Annotated in this window: 7 protein-coding genes; 4 read left to right on the top strand and 3 right to left on the bottom strand. The window is 47.2% G+C overall.

Annotated elements, in window-relative coordinates; genetic code table 11:
* Positions 1–87: 87 nt before the first annotated feature.
* The 3 genes from MGMO_RS06810 to nagZ are packed head-to-tail and all read right to left on the bottom strand — an operon-like array spanning position 88 to position 2388.
* Positions 88–831 (bottom strand): S-methyl-5'-thioinosine phosphorylase, encoded by a 744-nt coding sequence (locus MGMO_RS06810; protein WP_023494303.1) that lies wholly within the window; start codon positions 829–831, stop codon positions 88–90.
* Positions 831–1376: a hypoxanthine-guanine phosphoribosyltransferase gene (locus MGMO_RS06805; protein WP_023494302.1), complete on the bottom strand. Its 546-nt coding sequence runs from the start codon at positions 1374–1376 to the stop codon at positions 831–833. Before MGMO_RS06805 ends, MGMO_RS06810 begins: the two co-directional genes overlap by 1 nt.
* Positions 1369–2388, bottom strand: a complete 1020-nt coding sequence (gene nagZ / locus MGMO_RS06800; RefSeq protein WP_023494301.1) for a beta-N-acetylhexosaminidase — start codon at positions 2386–2388, stop codon at positions 1369–1371. The genes MGMO_RS06805 and nagZ overlap by 8 nt, the downstream gene beginning before the upstream one ends.
* A gap of 109 nt (positions 2389–2497) precedes the next feature.
* Between nagZ and MGMO_RS06795 the strand changes: the two genes are divergently transcribed.
* The 4 genes from MGMO_RS06795 (at position 2498) to MGMO_RS06780 (ending at position 6469) form a co-directional block, all read left to right on the top strand.
* Positions 2498–3379, top strand: a complete 882-nt coding sequence (locus tag MGMO_RS06795; RefSeq protein ID WP_023494300.1) for a fructosamine kinase family protein — start codon at positions 2498–2500, stop codon at positions 3377–3379.
* Positions 3380–3777: 398 nt separating this feature from the next.
* Positions 3778–4116 carry a c-type cytochrome gene (locus MGMO_RS06790; protein ID WP_023494299.1) on the top strand — a complete coding sequence of 113 codons (339 nt, stop codon included), beginning with the start codon at positions 3778–3780 and terminating at the stop codon, positions 4114–4116.
* 233 nt (positions 4117–4349) lie between these two features.
* Positions 4350–5804, top strand: coding sequence for a pyruvate kinase (gene pyk / locus MGMO_RS06785; protein WP_023494297.1), 1455 nt, complete (start codon positions 4350–4352; stop codon positions 5802–5804).
* 440 nt (positions 5805–6244) lie between these two features.
* Positions 6245–6469, top strand: a complete 225-nt coding sequence (locus MGMO_RS06780) for a hypothetical protein (RefSeq protein ID WP_023494296.1) — start codon at positions 6245–6247, stop codon at positions 6467–6469.
* Positions 6470–6478 lie beyond the last annotated feature (9 nt).

Here is a 6478-nt window from a genome sequence, read left to right as displayed (position 1 = left end):
CATGATTCGTTGTTGAGGGCCCCATTGTGATTTAGGGCTTTAGGTTACATTTTATCGATTAATCAGGCGGCGGCGCTTTTCTCCGCGTTAGCGGCTTCGTCCAACAAAAGCCTTTAACAATTCAGCGGCATTCGCCATGCCTTTATGCAGGTTTTGTTCGATTTCCGACAGGGTAATTTCACCTTCGGTTTTGCCGGCTGCCCAGTTGGCGACTACGCTGACTGTTGCGTAATTGATAGCCAACTCTTTCGCCAACGCCGCTTCAGGCATTCCGGTCATCCCGACCAAGTCGCAGCCGTCCTGTTCCATCCGCTTGATTTCCGCCGCTGTTTCCAGTCTGGGGCCTTGGGTGCAACCGTAAGTGCCGATGGGGCTAATCGAAACACCCGCTTGCTTAGCTGCATGGATCAAGCGAGCGCGCAAAGTCTGGCTATAGGGATAACTAAAATCGATATGCGTTACAGGATCACCTTGACCCTCAAAAAAAGTGTGTTTCCGCCCATAGCTGTAGTCGATAATTTGATCGGGGATGACGATGTGGGCGGGTATCATTTCAGGCGTAATACCGCCGACTGCGGCAACGGCAATGATGTTATCCACACCCAGTTGTTTTAGCCCCCAGATATTGGCGCAGTAATTGATTTTATGCGGGGCAATAGAATGCGGATTGCCGTGTCGGGCAAGAAAAATGACTTCTTTGCCGCTCAGTTCTCCGGTGATAAAGTCTGCCGACGGTGCGCCATAAGGCGTGGAAAGCGAATCGCTTTTGATGATTTTTAAATCCGCAAGCTGCGACAACCCCGTGCCGCCAATGATTGCCAAACGGCTCATTACGCATCCCCCTTACAGGCGTAAATGCCTGCCGCATTACGCAAATAGCCTTTGTAGTCCATGCCATAACCGAACAAATAGCGGTTTTCTACCTGCAAGCCTACAAAATCAGCGCGAATGGGCTTGTCGTGGTCGAGCAATTTATCGACCAGGACAGCGCAATAGACCGCAGTTGCACCTTGTTCCAGGCAATACGCCTTGATTGCTGCCAAGGTAATGCCTTCGTCTAAAACGTCATCGATGATGAGTAATGTCCGGTCCCTAAGCGGCATTCCTGGTTTTAGTACCCATTCAATTGTGCCGCCGGAGGTCTGGTTTTGATAGCGGGAAGCGTTGATGGAATCGATGTTGAGCGGTATTTTTAGGCGAGTCAGCAACTTGCCTGCCACTACAATGCCGCCATTAAGGACACAGAGCACCAATGGATTGCTTCCTGCCAATTCGTTATTAATTGCCAATGCCATTCTGTCAAGTGCGGCTTCCACTTGCGCTTCGCTGTAGATTAAGTCGGCTGTTGCCTGGACTGTTTGAATTTCTTTAAGCATACGTCGCCATAAATTCATTGATTAGTCGTGCCGATTCTTGCCATTTTGGGCTGTCTTGCAATTGTCCCCAATTCATCGCCGGTTTTCCTTTCATTTTTATAAGCCGTTCTTCTCTTTTTGGGTTTCTCAATAGGGGTAATTCGTCCAGGATTTTTTCAGCCGCACTCGGATTATTGCAGATTAACAGCATATCGCAGCCTGCGTCTTGCGCTTGCCTTGCCCGTTCAGGATAATCCCCGGCAAATCCGGCGCCTTCCATATTCAAGTCATCACTAAATACCACGCCTTTAAAGCCCAATTCCTGCCGCAAAATGTGCTGAATCCAAAAGGGGGAAAATCCGGCAGGATTGGGGTCGATATTGTTGTATACGACATGGGCAGGCATCACGGCTTCCAAGCCTTCGTCGATTAATGCCTTAAAAGGTAACAAATCATTCGCGCGTAGGGTTTCCAAATCCCGTGCGTCGAAAGGTGTTTCGTGATGCGAATCCACCGATACGGCGCCGTGTCCAGGGTAGTGCTTACCCGTTGCCGCCATGCCGGCTTTGTTCATGCCTTTTCTGAAGGCACTGGCTAACGCCGTTGCAACCCTGTGGTCGATTGAAAACGAACGGCTTCCGATAGCTGGACTGTTATCGCAATCCAAATCCAACACAGGCGCAAAACTAAAATCAACATCGACAGCCAACAGCTCCGCTGCCATTAACCAACCGGATATTTCGGCCAATTCGGGTGCATCAGCATAGCAGCAGGCAGGCGGCAAGCGGGTAAAGCCATTTTGAAAGCGCTGTACCCGTCCCCCTTCCTGGTCTACGGCAATCAAAATCTGCCCATTGCGTGCTTTCCGGATTTCCTTGATGAGTCGGGTGACTTGGTCGGGATCGCGATAATTACGGGCAAAGAGGATGACTGCTCCCGTGTTAGGATGGTTTATCACTTCCTGTTCATGTGCGGTCAGTGCCAAACCAGCCACATCTAACATGACGGGGCCAATGGGATACTCAGTTATCATAGTTGCCGCGCTTTAATCCTGATATTAATTGCCAAATGCAGTGCGCTTATACTAATGTATCTGTTGTTTGATTGCAGCTAAAAGATAATTGTTGGCATGGTTTTGACGGATGAATTGGCAACCTATAGTAGAACAAATCGAAAATGCGACAGGTTCAGCATTTAAACTGTTGAATGTACGCCCACTGGCGGGCGGCGACATCAATTCAGCGTATTGCTTACAAGGTGCAGGCAAATCGTATTTCGTGAAAATAAACCGAGCGGAGACAATCGCTATGTTTGCCGCCGAAGCGGCGGGGTTGACTGAACTGGCGGCTACGCGCACGGTACGCATACCTGCACTTGTCGCTTACGGTCAGTCAGCGGAACACGCTTTTTTGGTACTGGAATACATCGAATTTGGAACAGCCAACAAAAATTCAGATCGCTTGTTCGGCCAGCAATTGGCCTTACTTCATCGACAACCTCAGTCTTTTTTCGGATGGCATCGGAACAATACCATTGGCAGCACGCCCCAGCCTAACGATAAGAATGATGATTGGATAACATTTTGGCGTACCCAACGAGTCCAACATCAATTGCGTCTTGCGGCAGCAAAAGGGTATCGAGGGCGATTGGAAACCTTAGGCCCGAAGCTTTGTGAAATGCTGGGGCATTTTTTTGAGGGATACCGTCCACACCCCGCTTTATTGCATGGTGATTTATGGGGCGGAAATGTTTCGACAGATGGTCAGGGCAATCCTGTTATTTTTGATCCGGCCTGTTACTACGGTGACCGAGAAGCCGATCTTGCCATGACTGAATTATTTGGTGGTTTTAGTCCAGATTTTTATACGGCCTATCGCGACACTTATTCCCTTGACCCAGGTTATACGACACGAAAAAAACTTTATAACCTATATCACATCCTTAACCATCTCAATTTGTTTGGCAGCGGTTATTTACGACAAGCTGAGATGATGATGGACAGTTTGTTGGCTGAGGTCAGGTAGTTGTTGGCAATTTTTCGGTAAGAAATACTTGGTCATTTTTTGGCTCTATGGCTATGCATTTAGGGAATCCCCCATGAAGCTGATGTCGGCTATACGGGGTAATAAAGTAAAAAATCAACATATTACAATTGGTGCTTAGCTTGTTGAAAGACTTAATACGAGATTCATAAACTACCTGAGCAAGAAAACAACGTAACTTGGCTAAGTTAACGGTGTTCAGTTTGGGTTCACGCTACGTTGTGCATAATGCGCCTAAAGTAAATAAAAAGCGGAATTTGTAATAAAATATTTGAATTATGGGCTTTTATTTCTTATCCTTAGTCGCTTAGATAATAACAAATAATCGAGTCATTGGATTTTACGTCCAGATTCTTTTTTAACCACCTAGAGAGGTCAACATGAAAACAACTATAGTAACATTGGCAGGTGCAGCGTTAATTTCACTGAGCGGTGCGGTATTCGCTGACGAACAGACTGATATTGGCAAAAAGATTTATGACCGTGCATTTGGTCGTGGCTGCGGGACTTGCCATGATATATCTTCAAATCCACAGCTAACGGCTAACATTAAAGCGGGTTCTTTGGACAGGGCCAAATTCGGCGAAGTCATTAAAAATGGCAGAAACGCCATGCCTAAGGCAGTTGATGAAATCATGAAAAATGCGGCTGTGACTAAAGCCGGTTACACCGAAGAAATGGCAATTGATGCGCTGTACAAGTACATCGAAACCAAATAAGAAGAACTTTTTAACTCGAAAAACTGCCTGAGTCTTGGATGATGGCGGTTTTTTTATGTCAACTGTATGCCATTCGATTAAAAAACCTAGTCGTTGATGGCAGTGGCTACTTTTTTCGCATAGCCTTTTCGGGGTTGCTCAGGGTTGTCGTTTCGGTACGGGTTGTCGCCCAATGTGTCATTGGAACGGTCGTTTAAACCGGAATAATTCGGGTCAAGAAGAAGGAAGCGCACATGTCAATTACCGTCAATCTGCCTCCGCTATCGAGTCGTAAAACTAAAATAATCGCTACGTTAGGGCCGTCATCAAATACGGCTGAAGTCATCCATGACCTTATTGATGCCGGTGTCAATGTCTTCAGGTTGAATATGTCGCACGGCGAGCATGAGGGTCACCGCAAAATTTATCACCTGATTAGAGAGTCAGCAAACGCATTAAACCAGCATATCACTATATTGGCTGACCTTTGCGGGCCCAAAATCAGAACCGGAAGATTTAATAACGGCAGTATTACACTTAAACCCGGCAACCGAGTGGTGGTAACCACGCGCGATGTCCTGGGCGAGGACAACCTGATTCCCTGCCAGTATGCCGATCTCGCCAATGACGTAAAATCCGGTGACCGGATACTGCTGGACGATGGCAAATTGGAACTCAAGGTTATCGACAAAAATACCACCGATGTTACTTGCGAAGTCATCTACGGCGGCGAGCTTAAAAACAATAAGGGCATCAATCTTCCCGGTGTCCATGTATCTTGTCCGTCATTGACCGAAAAGGACAGGGCGGATGCCTTGTTTGCCTTGGCATTAGGGGTGGATTATCTGGCGCTTTCCTTCGTAAGAAAGGCCGAAGACATTGCCGATCTTCGCCAATTAATTGCTTCAAATGGCTACGAAACCCACATCATCGCCAAACTTGAAAAACCTGAAGCATTAACCAACGGAGAGGAAATCATCAATGCCGCAGATGCCATTATGATTGCTCGCGGTGATTTAGGGGTCGAACTAAACCCGGAGGATGTGCCGATTGTCCAACATCAGCTAATCAAAAGGGCAAGGGCATTGAATAAACCGGTCATCGTCGCTACGCAGATGCTAGAGTCCATGATTGAAAGTTCAAGGCCTACGCGTGCCGAAGCGACGGATGTTTCCAATGCGGTTTATTGGGCGGCAGATGCGGTGATGCTGTCCGCCGAAACGGCAGCAGGGAAATTTCCCGTTGAAACTGTGGCGATGATGGTAAGGATCATCAATCAAACGGAAGCGTTTATGCGGGGGCAAGCGATTTTTGGCAAAACAGTGTCGCGTGAAAGTGAGTTAAAGATGTTGCCGTTCGGCCATGCCGTCGCCGATGCAACAGCCCAGCTTTGCTTTGACCTGAAGGCAAAAGCTATCGTCAGCATTACCAAAGCCGGAATGACCGTTATTACCTTGTGTTCGGCAAGGCCGGAAGCCCCGCTGATAGCGATCAGTGCCGATAAAAGGGTTTGCCAACGAATGAATCTTTACTGGGGAGTTATACCTGTCTATTGTGAAGATGCAGGCCTGACCCATCCGAATAAATTGGCACGCCACCATGCCCTGAAGACTGGATTGGCTGTCGAAGGGGATAATATTATTTTGGTGCGGGGATTTGACCAGGACATTAAGTTGAATACACCCACTATCACTATTCTAACGGTCTAATTAGTAGGCAGTCGTTAGCCAATAAATCGGTAGCGGATTTATCCCGGCCTCCAGCGATTTTTATACGCCACTTTGCTTATATGTTGTTAAGCGATAAGCCAAAAATCGGGCAACAATAGCGTCCGCCTCCAAAGAGGCCTTTCCCCGAATATGTATCCATAGTCTCTAATTGGGATACTGATCTACATGACGACCTTAGCATCCATCCGGCTTTGGCGTTTTGACCAGAAACGCCAAAATTCATGGCATCATGGCAATACCTCAACAAAACCTGGTGTAGACGGTATTTTTGCACTAGTCGGCTAGATATTTTTTCACAGAGATCATTCAATTCAGGCGGTATTATTTTCCACGAGTGCAAAGGATTTGATTTCTTTCATTCGTGGACGGTAGGCAATCACGCATGCCGTTGTGTATTCAATCTTTATGGAGAAATGACCATGAACCAAAAACAAAGAGGATCTGAAAAACTGCAATTCACCTGTGGCAAAACGGGTGTTCGTTCAATAGAAGACTTCCAACAGGTGGAAGAGCTGCTGGAAGCCAGTGGCGGTGCTGGTGGAGTCCTTCAATCGTGGTGGATACGCGGGATACCGGCAGTCTTAAATTACGGTGCAATAAATCCTGCCACAACCATACCAAGCATAAACGTCAAAACGTTTTAAGGGGTAACG

Source organism: Methyloglobulus morosus KoM1, from assembly GCF_000496735.2.
GTDB classification, from domain to species: Bacteria; Pseudomonadota; Gammaproteobacteria; order Methylococcales; family Methylomonadaceae; genus Methyloglobulus; species Methyloglobulus morosus.
The sequence above is the reverse complement of the archived record's forward strand: the minus strand, read 5'-3'. Positions and strand labels throughout refer to the sequence as shown.